This window comes from Microbacterium sediminicola (assembly GCF_039531125.1).
GTDB classification, from domain to species: domain Bacteria; phylum Actinomycetota; class Actinomycetes; order Actinomycetales; family Microbacteriaceae; genus Microbacterium; species Microbacterium sediminicola.
This window is the reverse complement of the sequence record NZ_BAAAPL010000002.1, coordinates 17,365-37,885: the sequence shown is the minus strand read 5'-3', so window position 1 is coordinate 37,885 and position 20,521 is coordinate 17,365. Positions and strand designations below refer to the sequence as shown.

Annotated in this window: 19 protein-coding genes; 13 read left to right on the top strand and 6 right to left on the bottom strand. The window is 69.3% G+C overall.

From position 1 onward, the window contains the following. The gene (gene aspS / locus ABD206_RS08680; RefSeq protein WP_344071571.1) at positions 1-1,344 is read right to left on the bottom strand and encodes an aspartate--tRNA(Asn) ligase; all 1,344 of its coding nucleotides are present in this window, start codon (positions 1,342-1,344) and stop codon (positions 1-3) included. Positions 1,345-1,401: 57 nt separating this feature from the next. Here aspS and ABD206_RS08675 point away from each other — a divergent pair, with 57 nt between their 5' ends. From ABD206_RS08675 to ccsB, 6 genes are all read left to right on the top strand, one after another. Further along, complete coding sequence (locus tag ABD206_RS08675; RefSeq protein ID WP_344071568.1) at positions 1,402-1,881, top strand: DUF6264 family protein; 480 nt, start codon at positions 1,402-1,404, stop codon at positions 1,879-1,881. Positions 1,882-1,953: 72 nt separating this feature from the next. Then, positions 1,954-2,583, top strand: a complete 630-nt coding sequence (locus ABD206_RS08670; RefSeq protein ID WP_344071566.1) for a histidine phosphatase family protein — start codon at positions 1,954-1,956, stop codon at positions 2,581-2,583. Further along, the gene (locus tag ABD206_RS08665) at positions 2,580-3,188 is read left to right on the top strand and encodes a TlpA family protein disulfide reductase (protein ID WP_344071564.1); all 609 of its coding nucleotides are present in this window, start codon (positions 2,580-2,582) and stop codon (positions 3,186-3,188) included. The genes ABD206_RS08670 and ABD206_RS08665 overlap by 4 nt, the downstream gene beginning before the upstream one ends. Then, complete coding sequence (locus tag ABD206_RS08660) at positions 3,188-3,943, top strand: cytochrome c biogenesis CcdA family protein (RefSeq protein WP_344071562.1); 756 nt, start codon at positions 3,188-3,190, stop codon at positions 3,941-3,943. The genes ABD206_RS08665 and ABD206_RS08660 overlap by 1 nt, the downstream gene beginning before the upstream one ends. Continuing rightward, positions 3,924-5,615, top strand: a complete 1,692-nt coding sequence (resB, locus tag ABD206_RS08655; protein WP_344071560.1) for a cytochrome c biogenesis protein ResB — start codon at positions 3,924-3,926, stop codon at positions 5,613-5,615. Before ABD206_RS08660 ends, resB begins: the two co-directional genes overlap by 20 nt. A 46-nt stretch (positions 5,616-5,661) precedes the next feature. Beyond that, positions 5,662-6,726 carry a c-type cytochrome biogenesis protein CcsB gene (ccsB, locus tag ABD206_RS08650; RefSeq protein ID WP_344071558.1) on the top strand — a complete coding sequence of 355 codons (1,065 nt, stop codon included), beginning with the start codon at positions 5,662-5,664 and terminating at the stop codon, positions 6,724-6,726. Between the two features lie 20 nt (positions 6,727-6,746). Here ccsB and ABD206_RS08645 read toward each other — a convergent pair whose 3' ends face one another. Beyond that, the gene (locus ABD206_RS08645; protein WP_344071556.1) at positions 6,747-8,852 is read right to left on the bottom strand and encodes a YhgE/Pip family protein; all 2,106 of its coding nucleotides are present in this window, start codon (positions 8,850-8,852) and stop codon (positions 6,747-6,749) included. Further along, positions 8,849-11,614 (bottom strand): MMPL family transporter, encoded by a 2,766-nt coding sequence (locus tag ABD206_RS08640; RefSeq protein WP_344071554.1) that lies wholly within the window; start codon positions 11,612-11,614, stop codon positions 8,849-8,851. The genes ABD206_RS08645 and ABD206_RS08640 overlap by 4 nt, the downstream gene beginning before the upstream one ends. 149 nt (positions 11,615-11,763) lie before the next feature. Between ABD206_RS08640 and ABD206_RS08635 the strand changes: the two genes are divergently transcribed. Then, on the top strand, positions 11,764-12,402 hold the full coding sequence (locus ABD206_RS08635; protein WP_344071551.1) for a TetR/AcrR family transcriptional regulator: 639 nt from the start codon (positions 11,764-11,766) through the stop codon (positions 12,400-12,402). Between the two features lie 17 nt (positions 12,403-12,419). Here ABD206_RS08635 and ABD206_RS08630 read toward each other — a convergent pair whose 3' ends face one another. After that, complete coding sequence (locus tag ABD206_RS08630; protein WP_344071544.1) at positions 12,420-13,418, bottom strand: o-succinylbenzoate synthase; 999 nt, start codon at positions 13,416-13,418, stop codon at positions 12,420-12,422. A gap of 53 nt (positions 13,419-13,471) precedes the next feature. Between ABD206_RS08630 and ABD206_RS08625 the strand changes: the two genes are divergently transcribed. Further along, positions 13,472-14,269 (top strand): LLM class F420-dependent oxidoreductase, encoded by a 798-nt coding sequence (locus ABD206_RS08625; RefSeq protein ID WP_344071527.1) that lies wholly within the window; start codon positions 13,472-13,474, stop codon positions 14,267-14,269. 21 nt (positions 14,270-14,290) lie between these two features. On the opposite strand, the gene ABD206_RS08620 is transcribed toward ABD206_RS08625, so the two are convergent. Beyond that, entirely contained in the window at positions 14,291-14,692 is a 402-nt protein-coding gene (locus ABD206_RS08620; RefSeq protein WP_344071525.1) for a glucose-6-phosphate dehydrogenase, read from the bottom strand. A 133-nt stretch (positions 14,693-14,825) separates the two neighbouring features. Here ABD206_RS08620 and ABD206_RS08615 point away from each other — a divergent pair, with 133 nt between their 5' ends. The 3 genes from ABD206_RS08615 to ABD206_RS08605 are packed head-to-tail and all read left to right on the top strand — an operon-like array spanning position 14,826 to position 17,920. Beyond that, the gene (locus tag ABD206_RS08615) at positions 14,826-15,746 is read left to right on the top strand and encodes a 1,4-dihydroxy-2-naphthoyl-CoA synthase (protein WP_344071523.1); all 921 of its coding nucleotides are present in this window, start codon (positions 14,826-14,828) and stop codon (positions 15,744-15,746) included. 13 nt (positions 15,747-15,759) lie between these two features. Then, complete coding sequence (locus ABD206_RS08610) at positions 15,760-16,896, top strand: AMP-binding protein (protein WP_344071521.1); 1,137 nt, start codon at positions 15,760-15,762, stop codon at positions 16,894-16,896. A 25-nt stretch (positions 16,897-16,921) separates the two neighbouring features. Further along, positions 16,922-17,920, top strand: coding sequence for a 1,4-dihydroxy-2-naphthoate polyprenyltransferase (locus ABD206_RS08605; protein WP_425561185.1), 999 nt, complete (start codon positions 16,922-16,924; stop codon positions 17,918-17,920). Here the strand turns inward: ABD206_RS08605 and ABD206_RS08600 are convergent. Then, on the bottom strand, positions 17,876-18,220 hold the full coding sequence (locus tag ABD206_RS08600; protein ID WP_344071518.1) for a DUF4229 domain-containing protein: 345 nt from the start codon (positions 18,218-18,220) through the stop codon (positions 17,876-17,878). The genes ABD206_RS08605 and ABD206_RS08600 overlap by 45 nt on opposite strands. A gap of 101 nt (positions 18,221-18,321) precedes the next feature. Between ABD206_RS08600 and ABD206_RS08595 the strand changes: the two genes are divergently transcribed. Both ABD206_RS08595 and menD read left to right on the top strand, forming a co-directional pair. After that, positions 18,322-18,726 (top strand): PLDc N-terminal domain-containing protein, encoded by a 405-nt coding sequence (locus ABD206_RS08595; protein WP_344071516.1) that lies wholly within the window; start codon positions 18,322-18,324, stop codon positions 18,724-18,726. Continuing rightward, on the top strand, positions 18,723-20,501 hold the full coding sequence (gene menD, locus ABD206_RS08590; protein WP_344071514.1) for a 2-succinyl-5-enolpyruvyl-6-hydroxy-3-cyclohexene-1-carboxylic-acid synthase: 1,779 nt from the start codon (positions 18,723-18,725) through the stop codon (positions 20,499-20,501). Before ABD206_RS08595 ends, menD begins: the two co-directional genes overlap by 4 nt. Positions 20,502-20,521: the final 20 nt, after the last annotated feature.

Below are 20,521 nucleotides of genomic sequence, written 5' to 3'. Positions count from 1 at the left end.
CTACGGAGCCAGACGCGTCGGTCCGCGGAAGAGGTAGGTGACCTCGCGGATCGAGTCCTGTCCGAGCAGCAGCATCAGCACGCGGGCCAGACCCATGCCGAAGCCGCCGTGCGGCGGGGCGCCGTAGCGGAAGAAGTCGAGGTAGAACTCGAGGTGCTCGGGCTCGAGGCCCTTCTCCTTGGCCTGTTCGATCAGGATGTCGACGCGGTGCTCGCGCTGGGCGCCGGTCGTGATCTCCACGCCCTTGAACAGCAGGTCGTAGCTCTTGGTGAGCCCGGTCTCCTCGTCGCGCATGTGGTAGAACGCCCGGATCTCGGGGTGGTAGTCGGTGATGAACACGAACTGGTGGCCGTAAGTCTCTTCGACGTACGCCGAGATCTGACGCTCGCCCTCGGGATCGAGGTCACCGTCGGTGCGGGGGATCTCGTAGCCGCGGCTCTTCACGATCTCGCGCGCCTCGGCCAGCGGGATGCGGGGGAACGGGAGCGTGGGGACCTGCACCTCGAGGCCGAACAGCTCCTCGATCTCGGCGCCGTGCTTCTGCTTGACAGCGGCGATCGCCGTGGCCAGCAGTTCCTCCTGCATCGCGGCGACATCCTCGTGCGAGTCGATCCAGCTGATCTCGGCGTCGATCGAGGTGAACTCGGTCGCGTGCCGGCTCGTGAACGAGGGGTCGGCGCGGAAGGCGGGGGCGATCTCGAAGATCTTGCCGAAGCCCGCGACCTGGGCCATCTGCTTGAAGAACTGCGGCGACTGCGCGAGGTAGGCCGTCTTGTCTTCGAAGTAGGGCACCTCGAACAGCTCGGCGTTGGACTCCGACGCGCTGGCCATGAGCTTGGGGGAGTGCACCTCGATGTAGTCCCGCTCGATCCAGTAGGTGCGCATCGCGTGCTCGAGCGTCGTCTGGATGCGGAAGATGAGATTGTTGCGGCGCTGACGCAGGTCCAGGAAGCGCCAGTCCATGCGCTTGTCGAGGCCGCTGTCGGCGGCGATCGGCGTTTCGGGAAGGGCGGCGGCCGCGACATCCAGTCCGGCGATCTTGATCTCCACACCGCCGAGCTTCACGCGCTCATCGTGCTTGAGGGCGCCGGTCACCGTCAGAAACGTGCCGGTCGTGAGCGCCGAGATCGTCTCGGTGAGCGCGAGCGCAGCCTTCGCCGCGTCGTCTGCGTCTTCGGGGAGTTCGCGCGTCGCCGGGTTCACCAGCTGCACGGCGCCGGTCTCGTCGCGCAGGATGACGAACTGCACCTTCTTCTGATCCCGGACGGTCTCGACCCACCCGGACACCGAGACCGGGCCGTCGGGGAGACTCTGCAGCTGCTGGACGAGGACGCGTTCACTCACGGACAATCAGTCTACGTGCCGCTGACTGGCGCGCCCTGCGAACCCTAGGATGGGGCCGTGACCGACCAAAACGAGCCCGTCTTCCGCATGGACCCCGGAACGTTCCGGGTGCAGGAACCCGACTCGACCCCGACTCCGGCTCCGTCCTCCGAAGAACCGGCCGCTGAGCCGGTGACGACCGAACCTGCTCCGGCTGAGAAGCCGGCCAAGCGCCGCATCCGTTGGGTCGACATGTTCGTGTCGATCGTCCTGCTCGTGCTGCTCACGCTCGCCGCCGTGACGGCGTCGATCTTCGCGCTGTTCCTCGCCTTCGCCTCGGACTCCTGCGTCGCGGGCTCGTGCAACGTCGAGGTCATGGCCACCGGCATGTGGTTCGCCATCCTCTCGCCCTGGCTCGTGCTGCTGCTGGCGGCCGCGGGGACGATCGTGCTCATCGTGATGCGCCGGGTGTCGTTCTGGATCCCCATCACCGGCTTCTTCCTGATGATCGCCCTGTGGATCGTCGGCGCCCTCATCGTCTGGGCCTCGACCGCCTGATCCCTGATCCGGGGCGGCACTGCCAGCCGGCTCTCAGCGCGCACCTAGACAACCCCCACGTAGACTGATCCGGTGCCCGCTGACCGCCTCCACCTCGTGCGCCACGGGGAGGTGTTCAATCCCGAGCACGTCCTCTACGGTCGACTGCCCGGCTTCCGCCTGAGCGAGGATGGTCGCCGCATGGCCGAGCAGGCCGCGCAGTGGGTCGCCGCCCAGGAGCGCCCGATCGTCTCGCTCGTGGCATCTCCGCTCCAGCGCACGCAGGAGTCGGCGCAGCCGTTCGTGCAGGCCTTCGATCTGCCGGTGGCCACCGATGACCGCGTGATCGAGCCGACCAATGTGTTCGAGGGCACGCAGATGCGTCGAGCACTCATGAACCCCCTCAACTGGCGTCACCTCGTCCGCCCGTCGGTTCCCAGCTGGGGCGAGCCCTACGCACAGGTCGTCGCCCGCATGGATGCGGCGATGACGGATGCCTGGGCCGCGGCCTCCGGCGGGGACGTCGTCATCGTCTCCCACCAGCTCCCGATCTGGATCACGCACCTCGCCATGGCGGGCGAGCCCACCAAGCACGACCCGCGCAAGCGTCGCTGCTCGCTCTCGAGCGTCACGAGCTTCGAGCGTCACGGCGACACGTGGCGCGAAGTCGGCTACGCGGAGCCGGCGTCGACGGCCGGCGCCGTGGATGTGGGCGCAGTATGACCGCGCCTCGTCTCTCCGGCCGCCTGGCGGCATCCGCCCTGCTGGTCGCGGGGCTCATCGGTCTTGCCGGCTGTGCCGCGGACCCGCTCGCCGAGCAGTATCTTGCGGGCGACAACAAGGGTTTCATCGCTGCCGACGGTCTGCAGACCGTCGAGATCGCCGTCGGCGAACGCACCGACCCGATCGTCTTCAGCGGCACGAGCGACACCGGCACCACGCTCACCAGCGAGGACTTCGCCGGGCAGGTGCTCGTCGTGAACTTCTGGTACGCCGCGTGCGGCCCGTGCATCGTCGAGGCGCCGGAGCTCGAGGCGGCCTACCAGGCCGTCGCCGGCGAGGAGGTCTCCTTCCTGGGGATCAATACGTCCGACTCCGCCGCCACCGCGCGCTCGTTCGCCGCCGACAACGGCGTGAGCTACCCGAGCCTCATCGCGGCAGGCGATGCCGAGCTCAAGCTGGCGTTCACGGCGGCAACGCCCCTCAATGCGACACCGGTGACGCTCGTCATCGACCGTGAGGGCCGGGTCGCGGCCCGTATCATCGGGTCGCTCGCGGACTCCTCGATCCTTACGACCCTGGTGCGCGACACCCTCGCGGAGAGCTGATGGGGGTCGGTGACCTGATCGGCGGCGGCGCGCTGTGGATCGCGATTCCGCTGGCGCTTCTGGCCGGTCTGCTCTCGTTCCTCTCGCCGTGCGTGCTCCCGCTCGTTCCCGGCTACCTCGGGTTCATCGGCGGTGCGGTCACCCCGTCCCGCGACGCGCAGGGTGTTCCCACTCCCACCCGCGGGCGCCTGCTGTGGGGGGTGCTGCTGTTCATCGCGGGCTTCACCACCGTGTTCATGGCGGTGAACATCCTCGGCGGCACGCTGGGGCAGTTCTTCATCCGCTACAGCGACCTGATCACGAGGGTGTTGGGTGCGGTCGTGATCGTTCTCGGCCTCGTCTTCATCGGCCTGTTCGGTTTCGCACAGCGCACGGTGCACCCGCAGGTGCGCGGCAACCTGGGCCTGGTGGGAGCGCCGCTGCTGGGCCTTGCCCTCGGCATCGGCTGGGTGCCGTGCATCGGCCCGACCCTGGCCGCCATCACCGCGCTGTCGTGGAACATCGGTGACCCGGGGCGGGCGGCCCTTCTCGGTCTGAGCTACTCGCTGGGCCTGGGTATCCCGTTCATCCTGCTGGCGCTGGGACTCGGGTGGGCCTCGCGCTCGGTCGCCTTCCTGCGCCGCCACGTGCGCGCGATCAACATCGCCGGTGGCGTTCTGCTGGTGGTGCTCGGCATCCTCATGGTCACCGGAGTCTGGAACACGCTCATGTCATCGCTGCAGGGGGTGATCGGCGGTGTCGAACTCCCCCTCTGAGGCGCCGTCCTCCGACGAGCGGGCGGGTGCCGATCCGCTCCGCCCCTCCGATCACGCGGATGCCGACTCCCCGGTGACCTCCCCCAAGCTCAGTGCGCTCGGATGGCTGAGATGGGGATGGACGCAGCTGACGAGCATGCGCACGGCGCTGCTGCTGTTGCTTCTGCTGGCGATCGCCGCGATCCCCGGATCGATCGTGCCCCAGCGCTCGGCCGATCCCAACGGCGTCACGCAGTACTTCACCGACAACCCGGATCTGGCGCCGATCCTCGATGGGATGCAGCTGTTCGACGTGTACACGTCGGCGTGGTTCTCGGCGATCTACATCCTGCTGTTCATCTCCCTGATCGGCTGCGTCATCCCGCGCACGCAACACCATGCCAAGGCCCTGCGCGCCCGCCCGCCGCGTACACCCGCGCGGTTGCAGCGTCTCGATACGCACCGGACCGAGACGCTCGCGCTTCGCGACGGCGCAGAGGCTTCGGGTGAGGCCGCTGCAGCAGTGGATGCCGCGACGCAGCGTCTGCGGAAGTGGGGCTACCGCGTCGAGCGCTACGACACCCCGGCGCGCGGCGCGTTCAGCGTCTCGGCCGAGCGGGGCTACGCGCGAGAGACCGGCAACCTCATCTTCCACAGTGCACTGGTGGGGCTGCTCATCGCCGTCGGTGTCGGGGGTGGATTCACCTACACGGGCCAGACCGTCATCGTCACCGGCAACACGTTCACGAACTCGCTGCTGGATTACACCTCGTTCAACCCGGGCCGCTTCGTCGACGAGGACACCCTCACCCCCTACGCGATCACCCTCGACGGCTTCGACGTCGACTACGTCGAAGCCGGGGAGCAGGGTGCGGGCCAGGCGGGTGACTTCGTCGCGCGCGTCACCACACAGCTGGCGGGGGAGGAACCGCAGGCCGGCGAGGTGCGGGTCAACCACCCGCTGGAGATCGCGGGGGACCGCGTCTACCTGATGGGCAACGGCTACGCACCGACCGTGACCGTGCGCAACGCCGACGGTGAGGTCATCTACTCCGAGGCGGTGCCGTTCCTGCCGCAGGATGCCAACATGACCTCACTCGGCGTCGTGAAGATCCCCGATGGTCTGCCCGAGCAGCTCGGGCTGGTCGGCTTCTTCTACCCGACGGCGCAGGAGCTGGCATCCGGAGCGCTGACCTCGGTGTATCCCGACCTGATCTACCCGGTCCTGACCTTCAATGTGTTCTCGGGCGACCTCGGGATCGACGGCGGTGTGCCGCGATCGGTCTACACGTTGGACACCACCGACATGACCCAGCTCACCGGTGGTGACACGGGGGTGGCATCCGTGCAGCTGCGCCCCGGCGACACGGTGGACCTTCCCGACGGTCTCGGCTCGATCACGTTCGAGGATGCGTCCTCTGTCGTCGTCGGCGGTGAGACCGTCAAGCGCTACGTCTCCCTCTCGATCCACCGTGACGCCGCGGCGCTGTGGGTGCTCGTGTTCGCGGTCATCGCGGTGGCCGGGCTGCTGTCCGCACTGTTCATCCCGCGTCGACGCATGTGGGTCAAGGCGACGGTCGCCGAGGAGGGCATCCAGCTGGAGTACGCCGGACTTGCCCGCGGTGAGGACCCGACCCTCGCCCGTGCCGTCGCCGACCTCGCCGAGGCACACCGCGCCGACCTCGATCGCTGACACGGCGGCGCCCGAGCGGTGAGGATGCCGACGTAAACTTGGCGTCATGCTCGATGACTCCGCGCTGTCCCTGGACTCTGTCTCGCTTCTGCTGGTCTGGACGGCGATCTCGATCTACGCGCTGGCCTTCATCGCCTACGCGGTCGATCTCGCTTCGCGCTCTGCGGACGCGGTGAGCGCGCGGGATGCCGAGACCGAGCGCGAGCTCGTGGCCGCCGGCTCCGCCACGGAGTCGGCCGAGAGCCGCACGGGCACGGCATCCATCGACCGCATCCGCGAGGAGGAGGCGGCCGCCGAAGCGAACCTCCGCGCGCTGCCGAGCAAGCGTTCGCGCCTGCTGTGGGCGCGCATCGGAACGAGCCTGACCTGGCTCGCCTTCCTCTTCCACGTCGCCGGTGACGTGACCCGCGGCATCGCGGCGGGCCGGGTGCCCTGGTCGAACATGTACGAGTTCTCCCTCACCGGCACGATGCTCATCGTGGCGGTGTACCTGCTCGTGCTGTTCCGCTACGATCTGCGCTTCCTCGGCTCCCTCATCACCGGCATGGTCGTGTTGATGCTGGGGGGAGCGACCCTCGCATTCTGGGTCGAGGTCGTGCCGCTGGCAGACCCCCTCAAGAGCGTGTGGCTCGTCATCCACGTGTTCGTCGCCTCGCTCGCCACGGCCCTCTTCGCGATCGCGTTCGGCCTCTCGGTGCTGCAGCTCATGCAGGCCCGACGGGAGCAGAAGGCGATCGCCGCGCAGACCGTCGAGGGACGCCGCGGCAGCGGACCCGGGTTCCTGCGGACACTGCCGAGCGCCGACGCGCTCGAATCGTTCGCGTACCGCTTCGCGATCATGGGCTTCGTCTTCTGGACCTTCACCCTCATCGCCGGTTCCATCTGGGCCAATGACGCGTGGGGACGCTATTGGGGCTTCGACACGAAGGAAGTGTGGACCTTCGTCATCTGGGTGCTGTACGCCGGCTACATCCACGCCCGGGCGACGCGCGGCTGGCGAGGGAGCCGGTCGGCGTGGCTCTCGATCATCGGGTTCGCCGCGGTGCTGTTCAACTTCACGATCGTGAACATGTTCTTCAAGGGACTGCACGTCTACAGCGGCCTGAGCTGACCAGACGCCTCCCGCCCGCCTCAGGTCGCGGGAGCCTCCGCGAGATCGTGCGCGCTGATCGTGCGCGCCCGCGCGACCGCCAACACGGTTGCGGCGAAGGCAAGTGCGCCCCAGATCACCACTCCGGCAAGGCCGGCACCCACGCCGCTCGAGGACGTGAGCGCGGCGAGCATCGCGTTGTAGGCGGGCGTCGTCGGCATGATGGATGCCAGGGAGCTGAGGAATCCGGGAACCGTCGACACGATCCCCGTCGCCACCGCCAGCACTCCGACGAGCGCTCCGACCCATCGGCCGGCACCGCCGAGCACCGCGACCAACGCCTGGTTGATCGCGGCGAAGGCGACCCCCGCCACGACCGCGACGCCGGCGAACACCGTCCACGCGCCGAAGTCGTAGCCGGCCGCGATCTGCACGATGATGGCGACGAGCAGGCCCTGGACGGCGCCGATCGCGGCGGCCGGCCACAGGGAGCGGAGGGCCAGCAGCGCCGATGGGGCACGCGAAGCGAGTGCTCGCTGGGGCACGGCGCGCAGCGCCACGAACGAGGCCAGCGCCCCGAACCACAGGGCCAATGTCGCCAGCAGCGGGATGGCCGAGGCGCCGAACAGCGAGGTGCCGATGCCCTCTGCGGCGACCGGATCGGCGACGACCTCCGCCAGGTTCTCCGCCTCCTCGTCGGTGTAGGTCGGGAGCGAATCGGCGGCCGTGTGCAGACCGTCCGCGAGTTCGGCGGTGCCCTCGGCCAGCTGCGCGTTGCCCTCGGCCAGCGCGGTCGTGCCCGCGGCCGCTTCTGACGCACCGTCTGCCCACTGCGTGGTGCCCGCTGCCCACTGGGAGACGCCCGAGGCGAGTGTTCCGGTCTCGGTCGCGATGGTCGAGGCGCCGGATGCCAGGGCGGCGACCCCGTTCGCGGCATCGACGGCGCCGTTCGAGAGCCCGTACAGTCCCTGGGTGATCTGGTTGCTACCGTCGGCGAGCTGGGTCACCCCGGCGGTGAGGTCCGGCCCGAGGGTGGAGAGCTCATCGACGCCCTGGGCGATGGCATCCGAGTTGTCGAGGATCTCGTTGACCGTCGGCAACGCGGCGTTGGCGTCGTCGGTGATCTCCTGGATCATGTCGCAGATATCGCTCGGCCAGCCGCCTGAGATGCAGTCGGCGAGCAGCGCATTGAGGTCGGCGACCGCCGTGTTGACGTCGTCGCTGATCTGCGCGCTGTTGGCGGCGAGGGCGTAGGCGGCATCCACGACGTCCTGCGAGAGCGTCGGGATCTGCGAGGTCTGATCAGCGAGGGTGTACAGGCCGTCGGTGAGTTGCTGCGAGCCTCCGGCGAGGGCCGTGGCGCCACCTGCCCAGTCGTTGAGTCCGGCAGCTGCCTCGCCCGCGCCGGCGGCCCACGCCGCCTGACCTGCCGCCAGCTGGGAGGTGCCGTCGGCGATCGTGTAGGCGGCGCTCGAGAGCTCCGAGGCGCCGTCTGCGAGTTGGTTCATGCCGTCAGCAAGCTCGGTGGAGCCGTCCGCCGACTGCTGCATGCCGTCGGCGAGTTGATCGGCGCCGTCGGCCGCCGTGCCGAGTTCGGTGGCCAGGGTCGTGAAGGCGAGCAGCACGTTCTCGAGGTAGACGGTCGTGAGCTCTTGACCGGTGAGGGATGCCGCTGTCGCGGTGATCTGCGCGGTGATGGCGTCATCGACGATCAGGCTGTCGGGGGGCGTGGTGACCTCGATCGTTGCCTGCTCGGGGGTGCCACCCGGCTGGGTCGAGGTCGCGGCGGCCGAGAAGTTCTCGGGGATCGTGACGATGGCCGCGTAGGTGCCGTCCGCCAAGCCGGCGGCGGCGTCCTCGTCATTGGAGATGACCCACGTGATGTTGGTCGTGTCGTCGCCGGAAGGATCGGGTTCGCCGACCAGGCCGGCCGTCAGCTGACGGCCCAGCGGCACGGTCTGTCCATCGATCGTCACGGGGTCGTCGTTGTTCACCACGGCCGCCGTGATGTGGTCCAGGCGCTCCGTGGGGTCGTAGAGGGCGAGGACGAGGATGCCGCCGATGATCGCCGGCAGCAGGATGACGCCGATGACCGTCAGCCAGGTGATGGGCTTGCGGGTGCGGGCGCGTTCCACGGGAAGGCTCATGCGTTCTCCTCCTGCGCTGCCGAGGCGGCGACCGGTGTCGCGTGCGTCGACACCGTGAGCGTCGAGATGTCTGTGCGGTGCGCCTCCGCAAGGAGCGCGCGCGCGGCGGATTCGTGCTGCGTTGAGGCGATGATCGTGACGGACGAGGCAGCGTCGCGCACGAGCGCCGCGGCCTGATCGCGACGGGCGTCATCGAGACGGTCGAGGCCATCGATGACGACGATGCGGCACTGGCCGTGCAGCGCGTGGGCGAGCTCGGCGAGCGGGTCCTCGGCGGCATCCAGCAGCGCCACGCCGACGTGCGTGCGCACCCACGCCGCCCTCTCGGGAAGCAGGTGGCCCGCCACCCGCAGGCGGCCGCCGGTCGGGGTCAGGCGACCGGCGATCGTCAGCAGCAGCGCGCGGGTCGCGCGGGTGGGGCCGGTGACCAGCAGTGTGTCGCCGTCTTCGAGGCGCAGCGAGACGTCGTGGACGAGGTCGATGTCCTGGTCGGGTCGCGCGCCGTAGGCGTGGACGGCGAGGTCGGCCGCGACGACCGCCGCCGTGGTGTGTGGTTCGGGCCAGTCGGCCAGCGACAGCTCGCGCTCGACCGCCTCGCCCTCGATGTCGAAGTGGGGCAGCACCCGGTGCATCCAGCGCGGCATCCACCACGCCTTCTCGCCCAGCAGGGCCATGACAGCGGGAACCAGGGTCATACGCACCAGGAAGGCATCGACCGCGATGCCCGCGGCAAGGCCCAGGGCGATCGGCTTGATGCTCGTGTCACCTTCCGGCACGAACGCCGCAAACACCGCGAACATGATGACCGCGGCTGCGGTCACCACCCGTGCCGACGCGGTGTATCCGCTGCGGACGGCGCTGAGGGCGGTGTCGCGGTCGCCGTGCCCGCCGCGGGCGCGCTTGAGGTGCACGTAGTCCTCGCGCATGCGGGAGACGAGGAACACCTCGTAGTCCATCGCCAGACCGAACAGGACGCCCATGAGGATGATCGGCATGAACGAGATCACGGGGCCGGTCTTCGTGACGTGCAGCAGATTGGCGAACACGCCCCACTCGAAGACGAGCGCGACCACCCCGAAGGCGGCGAGCACCGACAGCAGGTAGCCGGCGGCGGCCTTCAACGGCACCCAGATGGAGCGGAACACGATCGTGAGCAGGATGAGGGACAGACCCACGACGAAGATGCCGAAGGGGACCAGCGCGGCGCCGAGTTGGTCGGAGATGTCGATCGCGATCGCCGTGAAACCGGTGACCTTGAGGTCGACCCCGTACTCCTCGAGCAGACGATCGTGCTGCGCTCGCAGCTCTCGCACGAGCTCCGCGGTCGCGGGGTCTTCGGGCGCCGTCTCCGGCACGATCTGGACGATGCCGGTGTCAGCGGTCATGTTGGGAGTCGACAGCGCCACCTCGGCGACCCCGGGGATCTGCGCGATGTCGTCGGCGAGATCCTCCATCAGCGTCAGCGGGTCGGTGGAGGTCACGATCGTGCCGGTCATGATGAGCGGCCCGTTGGCGCCGGGACCGAAGTTCTCGGCGACGAGGTCGTAGTTCTGACGTGCCTGGCTGTCTTCGGGCAGCATCCCGGCGTTCGGAAGGGCGAGGGTGAGGCTCCCCGCGGGGATGGCGAGCGCGCCGAGAACGGCGACGACCGAGACCGTCGTGACGATCGGATGCCGCGTCACGAGAAGAGCCCAGCGGTTGGTCGTGGGGCCCGAGGTCTTTTCTTCCTTCCTCACCGGCCAACCCGCGACGCGCCCCTTCACGAAGCCGAGGAACGCCGGGGTCAGGGTCACCGAGATCGCGACCGCGATCGCAACGGCCACGGCGGCCGCGATACCCATGGTCGTGAGGAACGGGATGCCGGCGAACGACAGACCGATGAGCGCGATGAGCACCGTGATGCCGGCGAACACGACCGCCGAACCCGCAGTGCCGGTGGCGCGGGCGGCAGCCTCGCCGGGATCGACGCCGGAGCGCACCTGGTCCTGTTGTCTGGAGATGATGAAGAGGGCGTAATCGATCCCGACGGCAAGCCCGAGCATCAGGGCCAGCATCGGTGTGGTCGACGAGATCGTCGCGAAAGCGGTCGCCACGAAGATGAGCGCCATCGACAGCCCCACGCCGAGGAGCGCGGTGATCAACGGGAGCCCCGCGACCACGAACGATCGGAACGTCACGATCAGCACCACCAGTGCCAGCAGCACGCCGAACAACTCGACGATCGACAGGGCCGGCAGGCTCGTGCTGAACAGGTCGCCGCCGATGGCGACCTCCGAGCCGGCGGGAAGCGCGGCGGCCAGCGCGTCGGTGATCTCGTAGAGCGCGTCGGTGGTCTCGGTCGAGACATCCGTTGCCTGACCCTCGAACTGGAATCGGATGAGCGCGGCGGAACCGTCATCGGAGATAAGCCCCGAGACGAGGTCGTCGTACGGATCGCTGACCGCGATGACCCCTTCCATGTCCTCGATCTCGGTGATGGCGGCCGCGATGTCTTCGGGATAGGGAGAGTCTTCGACGCTGTCCCCGGCGGCGGCGACGACGATGATCTGCGCTGACGTGCCGGAGACTTCCGGGAACGTGCGCTGAAGTTCTTGGAGCCCTTCTTGGGCCTCCGTGCCGGGGATGGAGAACGTGTTGTCGGTGCCTTGCTGGAACAGCACGACCCCACCGCCGGCGAGGACAAGAAGCACGAGCCACGAGGCGAGAACCCGCCAGGGATTCCGATACGACCAGCCGCCCAGGGCGTACAGCAGGGTGGACACGTCAGCGCCTCCGGGTGATCACATCGTCACGGTTCTGGTCAGGTGCGGATACAGCGCTGTATCGAATACACGAATGTATCGTAAACGATGGCGCGGCGTGCCAAGCTGGACACCAGGTGTGAGCCAGGCGACGAGCAGGAGGCGTGGTGGTGACAACGGCATCGGGAACCGGTCGCGAACGCACCCGTGAGCGACTGCTCCACGCTGCGTACGAGGTGTTCGCCGAAGTCGGGCCGGACGCGGCATCCGTCGAGGCGATCTGCGAACGGGCGGGGTTCACCCGCGGGGCGTTCTACTCGAACTTCAGCACGAAGGACGCGCTGTTTCTGGACATGATGCGTGTGATCACCGAGGGCAAGCTCGCCTCCGTGACCCGGAACATCGAGGTCATGCGCACACGCGGCGATGTCCTGATGCCGGCCGAGATCATGCAGCGCATTCTCGAGGGCACGATCGACGACGCCCCCGGCGTCGTGTTGATGAGCGAGCTTCGACTGCGCGCCATGCGCGATGATGACACGGCCATGGCGTTTCGTACCTGGGAGCGGGACCTGCATGCGCGCGTGGCCGGCATCGTCGATGTGCTCGTCGACACGTACGGGCTCCGGCTGCGCCTGCCCGCGGAGGATGTCGCACGTGTCGTCCTCGAAGTGTGGGAGGCGGCTCTGAACACCGCGGTCATCGATCGGCTTCCCTACGAGCAGTTGCAGACGCTCGCCGCCACCAGGGCCCAGAAGATCGCCTTCACGCTCGTCGAGTTCCCCGAGGAACCCGCGCGTCCGCAATAGGACGCGGGGTGCGGCGTCTACCCCCGTTGGGCGAGCACCCCGTGGCACCGTTCCAGCCGCGACATCCACCATCCGGTGCGCTCGGGCGACGCCGACCACTCGTCGAGGGCGGCGGGGTCGACATCCACCCGTGTCACCGGGATGCCGCCGTGTTCGGCGCGCAGCGGCGGCACGACGACATCGGCGGAGAGCAGCGACCCCGAGCCGAGGCCGCAGTCGTAGTCCAGTGAGGGCAGTGACGCCGCGAGGGCGGCGCCCATCGACAGGCCCACCGAGGTGTCCAGGGCGCTGGAGACGACAGCCGGAAGCCCCGCCTCGGCGACGATCTGCAGGGCGCGACGGATGCCCCCCAGCGGCTGCGCCTTGATCACGATCAGGTCGGCGGCGCCGGCGCGCGCGACGGCGAGGGGGTCGTCGGCGCGGCGAACGCTCTCGTCGGCGGCGACCGGGATGCCGAGGTAGCGAACTCGTCGACGAAGCTCGACGAGTTCGTCCAGCGATGGGCACGGCTGCTCGACGTATTCGAGGTCGAACTCCGTGAGCGCGTGGATGGCGTGCTCGGCCTCATCGAGATTCCACGCGCCATTCGCGTCGATGCGGATTCGCCCTTCGGGACCGAGCGTCTCGCGGACGGCTCTCACGCGAGCGATATCGTCAGCCAGACTCTGCCCGGGATCGGCCACCTTGACCTTCGCGGTACGGCAGCCGTCGTAGCGGTCGAGGATCTCGGGCACGCGCGCGGCATCCACGGCCGGCACGGTCGCGTTGACGCGAATGCGGTCCCGCCGCGGCGGGGGTGAGGGGTTCCAACCGAAGTCGAGCGCGGCGGCCAGCCACGCGGAGGCCTCGGCATCGGGGTATTCCACGAACGGCGAGAACTCGGTCCAGCCCTGCGGGCCCTCGATCAGCATCGCCTCGCGCACCTCGATGCCGCGGAAGCGGGTGGCCAGCGGGAGGGTGACGACCCTCGCGCTCGCACGGATCTCGTCCAGGCTCGGCAGCGGTGCAGAGGTCATGGAATCATCCTGCCCCGACCTGCGCACTCGTGCAGCGCACCTACGCTGGGAACATGCTTCTCGACACTCCCGTGCGCCTGGGCGTACAGATCCCGCCGCAGCACGTCACCTATCCGCAGATCCGCGACGCCGTGCTGTGGCTCGAGGACTTCGGGGTGGACATCGTCTTCAACTGGGATCACTTCTTCCCGCTGTTCGGCGACCCCGATGGCCCCCACTTCGAGTCGTGGACGATGCTCGGCGCCTGGGCGGAGCAGACCGAGCGCGTCGAGTTCGGTGCGCTCGTGAACTGCAACAGCTACCGCAACGCCGATCTGCAGGCCGACATGGCACGCACCGTCGACCACATCAGTGCGAAGGGAACGGGCGTCGGCCGCTTCATCTTCGGCACCGGATCGGGGTGGTTCGAGAAGGACTATGTCGAGTACGGGTACGACTTCGGGACGGTCGGATCGCGCCTGAACGATCTGGAGCCGAGCCTGGAGCGCATCGAGGCGCGCTGGTCGAAACTCAACCCGGCGCCCACGCGCAAGATCCCCGTGATGATCGGCGGCAAGGGTGAGCAGAAGACGCTGCGCCTGGTCGCACGTCACGCCGATATCTGGCACAGCTTCGTCTCGGCCGAGGAACTGCCGCACAAGCTCGGGGTTCTCCAGGAGTGGGCGCAGAAGGAGGGGCGCGACACCGCGAACCTGGTCGTCTCGAACGAGCTCGCCCGCCGCACCACCGAGGATGCGGACGCGCTCTATGACGCGGGCGTGCGGATGTTCACGCTGTCACTGCCCGGCCCGGACTGGGACTTCCACCTCGTCAAGAACTGGCTGGCCTGGCGCGACGCCAAGAACAGCTGAGCCGGGACATCCCGGCGGGTGTCAGGCGACGCGCTCGCCGCACATTCCGCACACACCCGCCGGCGGAACCTCGACGAAGCAGTTCGGGCACAGTGCCGCCTGACGCTCGGGAATGCTCGGCTTCCGGGGTGCGGTGGTACGCGGTGCGCGCGCGGACCCCGACGCGCGCCGCGCCTTGGTCGCCGGCGGCGCCGGGGGAGCGACCGGCCTCGGACGGTGCTCCAGGCAGTACATGCGCACGAAGCCGGAGGGATTCGTCGGGTGGCGGTGTTTGACGACCCACAGCTCGCTGCGGGGCAGCGGTGCGGCATCCGCGGGGCACCGGTAACACTTGCTCGGATCCCCGGGAACGGCCTCGGCCGCCAGTACCGGGATCTCGAACGGAAGGGCGTCGCGCCAGTCTGCGGAGTTACGGATCTGCATGCGCGATGTGCTCCCAACGGGTGACCGGGTAGGTCGGGTGTGATGCTCGAAGGCCGGGTGGGCCCTCAACAGGGTACTCGCGACGGAGGGGCTCTGGCCCCACGGACATCGTGAAGATTCGTAGTCTGTTCGGGTGAGCGTTTCCGAACTGTTCGACCCGGCCGAGTGGATGCCGGCGCCCGGCTCTGTGGATGCCGCAGGTCAGCCCCTCTACACAGACATCACCGCACACGTCTCCCACGACGGACGGATCGCGCGCATCGCGTTCGCCCGTCCCGAAGTGAGGAACGCCTTCCGCCCGCGCACGGTCGACGAGCTCTACCGCGCGCTGGATGCGGCCAGGCAAGACCCGAAGATCGGTGTCGTGCTCCTCACCGGCAACGGCCCGAGCCCGAAGGACGGCGGCTGGGCGTTCTGCTCGGGAGGAGACCAGCGCATCCGTGGGCGTGACGGATACAAGTACTCGGACGAGGACTCCGCGGTCACCGACCCGGCACGGGCGGGACGTCTCCACATCCTGGAGGTGCAGCGTCTGATCCGGTTCATGCCGAAGGTCGTCATCGCCGTCGTCCCGGGATGGGCGGCCGGCGGCGGCCATTCGCTCCATGTCGTCTGCGACATGTCGATCGCGTCGGCCGAGCACGGGCGGTTCAAGCAGACCGACGCGGATGTCGGTTCCTTCGACGCCGGCTATGGGTCGGCGTACTTCGCCCGTCAGATCGGCCAGAAGTTCGCGCGTGAGGTGTTCTTCCTCGCCGAAGAGTACTCGGCGCAGCGTGCCTACGAGATGGGCGCGGTGAACCGCGTCGTGCCGCACGGCGAGCTCGAGCGCGAGGCGATCGCGATGGCCCGGACGATTCTCACGAAGTCACCGACGGCCATCCGAATGCTCAAGTTCGCGTTCAACGCGGTCGATGACGGCCTCGTCGGCCAGCAGGTCTTCGCCGGCGAGGCCACGCGACTGGCCTACGGCACCGACGAGGCCGTCGAAGGGCGCGATGCCTTCCTGCAGAAGCGCGATCCCGATTGGGCGCCGTACCCCTGGCAGTACTGATGGGCTTGCGCGGATGACCGAGGTGCTGCCGGGCCTCGGCACGGCGTGCGCGGGCACCGGGCCGCCGCTGTGGCTCGGGGGCGAGCCGGAACGGACAGCGGTGTTGCCTGCCGGCACCGCCGCGGTGGTCACGACCTCGGGTTCCACGGGCTATCCGAAGTCCGTCGTGCTCTCCGCCGCCGCGCTCCGGGCGAGTGCCGAAGCGACCGCGGCGCGCATCGGCGAGGGCTCGTGGGTGCTCGCGTTGGAGCCGAGTTACGTCGCGGGACTGCAGGTGCTCGTGCGCAGCATCCTGGCGGGTACGACGCCGACCGTCGTCCCGCCGTCGTTCGCTCCGTCCGAGTTCGCCGATGCGGCCGCCCGGATCCCTGCACCGCGCTACACGTCGCTCGTTCCGGCGCAGGTGGTGCGTCTGCTGGATGCCGCCGACCACGACGGCGGGGTCGCGCAGGCGCTCCGCTCGTTCGAGGCCATCCTCGTCGGAGGGCAGGCGCTCCCGCCTGCCGTGGCCGAGCGGGCCCAGGCAGCGGGAGCGCGGATCGTCCGTACGTACGGCTCGAGCGAGACCAGTGGCGGATGCGTCTACGACGGCGTGCCCCTGGATGGTGTGTCGGTGCGTGTCGTGGACGGCGAAGTGCATCTGGCCGGACCGATGCTGGCATCCGGCTATCTCGACGGCGACGTCCGCGCGGCCGAGACGTTCGTGACCGACGGTGACGGGCGCCGCTGGTACCGCACCGGGGACGCCGGGTCGTTCGATGGCACGCTGCGCATCACGGGACGACGCGACAACGTCATCGTCTCGGGAGGCGTCAACATCTCGCTCGATCGCGTCGAGCGTGCCGTGCGCACCGTGCCGGGTCTCGAACAGGCCGTGGTCGTCCCCGTTCTGGATGAGCGGTGGGGGCAGGCATCCATGATCGTGGTGGCAGAAGCCGATCTCGGTGCGGGCCCGGACGTCGATGTGCGCGCTGTCTCGGCGCGGTTCGCGGATGCCCGTGCGGCGGCCCGCGCGGCGGTGGCTGCAGAGCTCGGCCCGCCCGCCCGCCCCCGCGGCATCCGTGCCCTCGACACGATCCCGCTGCTCCCCTCGGGCAAGCCCGACCGTCGCGCGCTCGCCGCCCTCCTCGCCCGCGACGCCGGGTCATAGGCTCCGCGGCATAAAATTGCTCCTCGTGGCAGCACCATCGCGCAAGAAGCGCCAGCGGAACGGCGGACGTTCGACCAAGCGGAAGGGTGGGCGCCCCGGCACTCCGGCGCAGGGGCACAGGAACCACCACTCCCCGGTGGTCGCCCCGAAACCCGTCGGGCCGGCGGACTGGATCGGCGCGGCGCGACTGCGCACGCTGCCGCTTGCCGTGAGCCCGGTGCTCATCGGCACCGGCGCCGCGTACGTCGTCGAACGCCCGCTGCACTGGGTCATCGCCCTGTTCTGCCTCCTTGTCGCGGTCGCCCTGCAGATCGGCGTGAACTTCGCCAACGACTATAGCGACGGCATCCGCGGCACCGACGACCACCGGGTCGGTCCCGCCCGCCTCACCGCCTCGCGGCGGGTCCGGCCGCGCACGGTGCTGGTCGTCGCGCTCGGGTTCTTCGCAGTTGCGGCCCTCGCGGGTCTTGCGATCGTCATCCGCACCGAGCAGTGGTGGATGCTGGCGGTCGGCGCCGCCTGCATCGTCGCCGCGTGGTTCTACACCGGAGGCAAGCGTCCCTATGGGTACGCAGGGCTCGGCGAAGTCTTCGTCTTCGTATTCTTCGGGCTGGTCGCCACGCTCGGGACGACGTGGGTGCAGGCTTTCGCGCTGCCGCAGGAGGCCTGGTTCGGCGCGGTCGCCGCGGGGCTGCTCGCGTGCGCGGTGCTGCTGGCCAACAACCTGCGCGACATCGATCAGGACCGCCTGGTCGGAAAGCGCACGCTCACCGTGCTGATCGGGCGCCGGGCGACCCAGGTGCTGTTCACGATCTTCGTGCTCGTGCCGTTCGCGATCGCGGCGTTCCTCGCGCTGTTCTACCCCATTGCGTGGATCGAAGCCCTTGTGCTCCTCGCGATCTTGCCGGCGATCCTCATCGTGTGGACCTACCGGCAGCCCAGGGAACTTGTCATCGCCCTCGCGCTGACGTCCCTGTCATCACTGGCCTACGGCGCGATCTTGTTCTGGGCGTTCCTGGGCTGACACATCCGCGCTCAGCTCTTCCGCGCCGGATGCCTCCGCGAGGTCGTCCTCGACGTCCTCGTCGCTCGCGCCGCGGGGTCGGCGAGTGCGGCTGACGCGCCGCTCCGCCATCCCCGTCGTGACGTCGTTGAGGCGTCCTCCCAGCAGCAGCACCGACAGGCTCAGGCCGATCAGTGCCGCGAAGATCGCGGAGAGCCACCAGAATTCCCGGCCGATCGGCAGCAGCATGAGGATGCCGAAGGGGACGGCGAAGAACAGGATCCGCAGCGCCGTGTAGATCCAGATCGAGCGCGCGTTCATACGCCCCATCCTATTTCGCCGCCGAGTTGCACGTCGCTATGCCGAGTTGCACGTGCAGCGCACACCCGGCGCCCTCACAGGAAGCGACCTAGGATGGAAACGTGGCGCGCGTTCTGCTGATCCTGGCGGTGGTGGCGACCGTTTTCTGGGTCTACACCATCGTCGATTGCGCTGTGCTCCCGCCCACACGCCATCGGGGCGTGCGAAAGCCGCTGTGGGTCCTGATCGTTGTTGTGCTTCCCGTCGTCGGCGGACTGCTGTGGCTGCTGATCGGTCGCGGCCGCCGCATCGCTGAGCAGGTTCCGCCCGCCCCCGACGACGACCCCGCCTTTCTCGGCAAGTTCGAGTCGATCGCCGATCAGGACGAGCGCATCCGGCGCCTCGAAGAGGAGTTGGCGCTACTGGATGCCGAGGAGCAGTTCGACCCGCCGGCCGACGCCGATGCCGCGGCCGCCTCGGGCGCCGACGAGGACGACGACACCCGCGGGTCGCGCGGGACCCCATGACCGACGGCGCCTCTGCCGCGCTCGCACCGGCGATGGATGCCGCAGCGGCGCTCTTCGACGAAATGATCGCCCAGGGCATCCGCCATGTGGTGCTCAGTCCCGGTTCGCGCTCGCAAGCCCTCGCGCTGGTGGCCGCGGATGCCGAGCGTCGCGGTCTCATCGACCTGCACGTGCGTATCGACGAGCGTGTCGCGGGATTCACCGCCCTCGGAATCGGGCGCGAGTCGCGGATGCCGGCGGCCGTTGTGTGCACCTCGGGAACCGCTGTCGCCAACCTCGCCCCGGCGGTGCTCGAAGCACATCACGCCGGGGTTCCGCTCGTGCTCCTCACGGCCGACCGACCGCCCGAACTGCGCGGCGTCGGCGCGAACCAGACCACCCGTCAGCCGGGGATGTTCACACCGAACGTCCGCTACGAAGCCGATGCCGCGACGCCGCCCGAGGGCTGCGAGAGTGTGCGCCAGCTCGCGCGCGACGCGGTTCGCGCGGCTCTCGGTGATGACCTCCACCCGGCGGGACCGGTGCACCTGAACCTGCCGTTCCGAGAGCCGCTCGCCGGTGCCCTGCCGTCGTGGGGGGCGTCGCCCGCGGATGCGCCCGACGAGCCCGTCGAGGAAGATCCCGACCAGTCCGGGGCGCTCTATCAGGGCGGCGGCGGAATCGGGGACGCGGACCAGTCGGTCGCGATGACGACGCCGCCGCACGCTCTCCCGCGCGGCATCCGCACGCTCGTCATCGCCGGGGCGGACGCCGGTGCGCGCGCCGAGGCTCTCGCCTGGGAGGGCGGCTGGCCGCTGATCGCCGAGATCGTCAGTGGTGCGCGCTTCGGGCGCTATCTCGTCCACGGGTATCGGAGTCTGCTGCGCGACCCAGAGCTCGCCGAGCCGATCGAGCGCGTCCTGGTCGTCGGCCACCCCACCCTCACCCGTGAGGTCTCGGCGCTGCTCTCCCGCGACGACGTCGAGATCGTCGCCCTGCGCGGCGGGGGTGAGACGGTGAACCTCAACGGTGCGACCCTCGCCGTGTCGGCCATGGCGGTCGAAGCCGCGGGTGAGGCGTCGGACGACGCCCTCGCGGCCGATCGGGCCTGGCTCGGCATGTGGATGCGGGCCTCGCGCGCGGCGGCGGTGGACCTGTCGCCGCCCGCGCCCGATGGCGAGGCGCTGGCCTCGTCCGATCCGGCACGTCGGCTCGGCGCGATCTCGTCCGAGATGGCCGTGCTTCGTGCGAGCGTGGATCGCACAGGACTCGTGGACGCCGTGTGGCGGGCGACGTGGCCGCACGATCGGCTCGTCTTCGGTTCGTCGAGGCTTGTCCGCGTCGCCGACGATGTGCTGGGCGGCAAGAAGGTGGCGGTGCACGCCAACCGAGGCTTGGCGGGCATCGACGGCACGATCGCGACCGCACTCGGGGTGGCTGTGGCCAGCCAGAGCGACGGGTCTCCGGGGGTGACGCGCGTGCTCCTCGGCGACCTCGCGCTGTTGCACGACGTGGGTGCGCTGCTGCAACCCGTGGGTGAGACCGCTCCCCGCATCCAGATCGTCGTCGGCAACGACGGCGGCGGCACGATCTTCGATGGGCTCGAAGTGGCGCAGCTGGCCACCGTCGCCGAGCGCGACCGCGTGCTCTACACCCCGCACCAGGTGCGGATCGAGCAGCTGGCAGTCGCATACGGCTGGGACTACCAGCGCATCACGACACGTGCGGCGCTCGACCAGGCGCTCACCTCACCCGTCGGAGGTCCGCAGCTGATCGAAGTCCCCCTCGAACGCTGATCCGCCGCTGATCCGGCCCC

What these genes read in the sequence shown, in the direction of transcription:
- ABD206_RS08665 (WP_344071564.1), top strand. Translation starts at nt 2,580, where the DNA reads ATGACCGCGCCTCGTCTCTCCGGCCGCCTGGCGGCATCCGCCCTGCTG.
- ABD206_RS08660 (WP_344071562.1), top strand. Translation starts at nt 3,188, where the DNA reads ATGGGGGTCGGTGACCTGATCGGCGGCGGCGCGCTGTGGATCGCGATT.
- ccsB (WP_344071558.1), top strand. Translation starts at nt 5,662, where the DNA reads ATGCTCGATGACTCCGCGCTGTCCCTGGACTCTGTCTCGCTTCTGCTG.
- ABD206_RS08645 (WP_344071556.1), bottom strand. Translation starts at nt 8,852, where the DNA reads ATGAGCCTTCCCGTGGAACGCGCCCGCACCCGCAAGCCCATCACCTGG.
- ABD206_RS08630 (WP_344071544.1), bottom strand. Translation starts at nt 13,418, where the DNA reads ATGACCTCTGCACCGCTGCCGAGCCTGGACGAGATCCGTGCGAGCGCG.
- ABD206_RS08625 (WP_344071527.1), top strand. Translation starts at nt 13,472, where the DNA reads ATGCTTCTCGACACTCCCGTGCGCCTGGGCGTACAGATCCCGCCGCAG.
- ABD206_RS08620 (WP_344071525.1), bottom strand. Translation starts at nt 14,692, where the DNA reads ATGCAGATCCGTAACTCCGCAGACTGGCGCGACGCCCTTCCGTTCGAG.
- ABD206_RS08610 (WP_344071521.1), top strand. Translation starts at nt 15,760, where the DNA reads ATGACCGAGGTGCTGCCGGGCCTCGGCACGGCGTGCGCGGGCACCGGG.
- ABD206_RS08600 (WP_344071518.1), bottom strand. Translation starts at nt 18,220, where the DNA reads ATGAACGCGCGCTCGATCTGGATCTACACGGCGCTGCGGATCCTGTTC.
- menD (WP_344071514.1), top strand. Translation starts at nt 18,723, where the DNA reads ATGACCGACGGCGCCTCTGCCGCGCTCGCACCGGCGATGGATGCCGCA.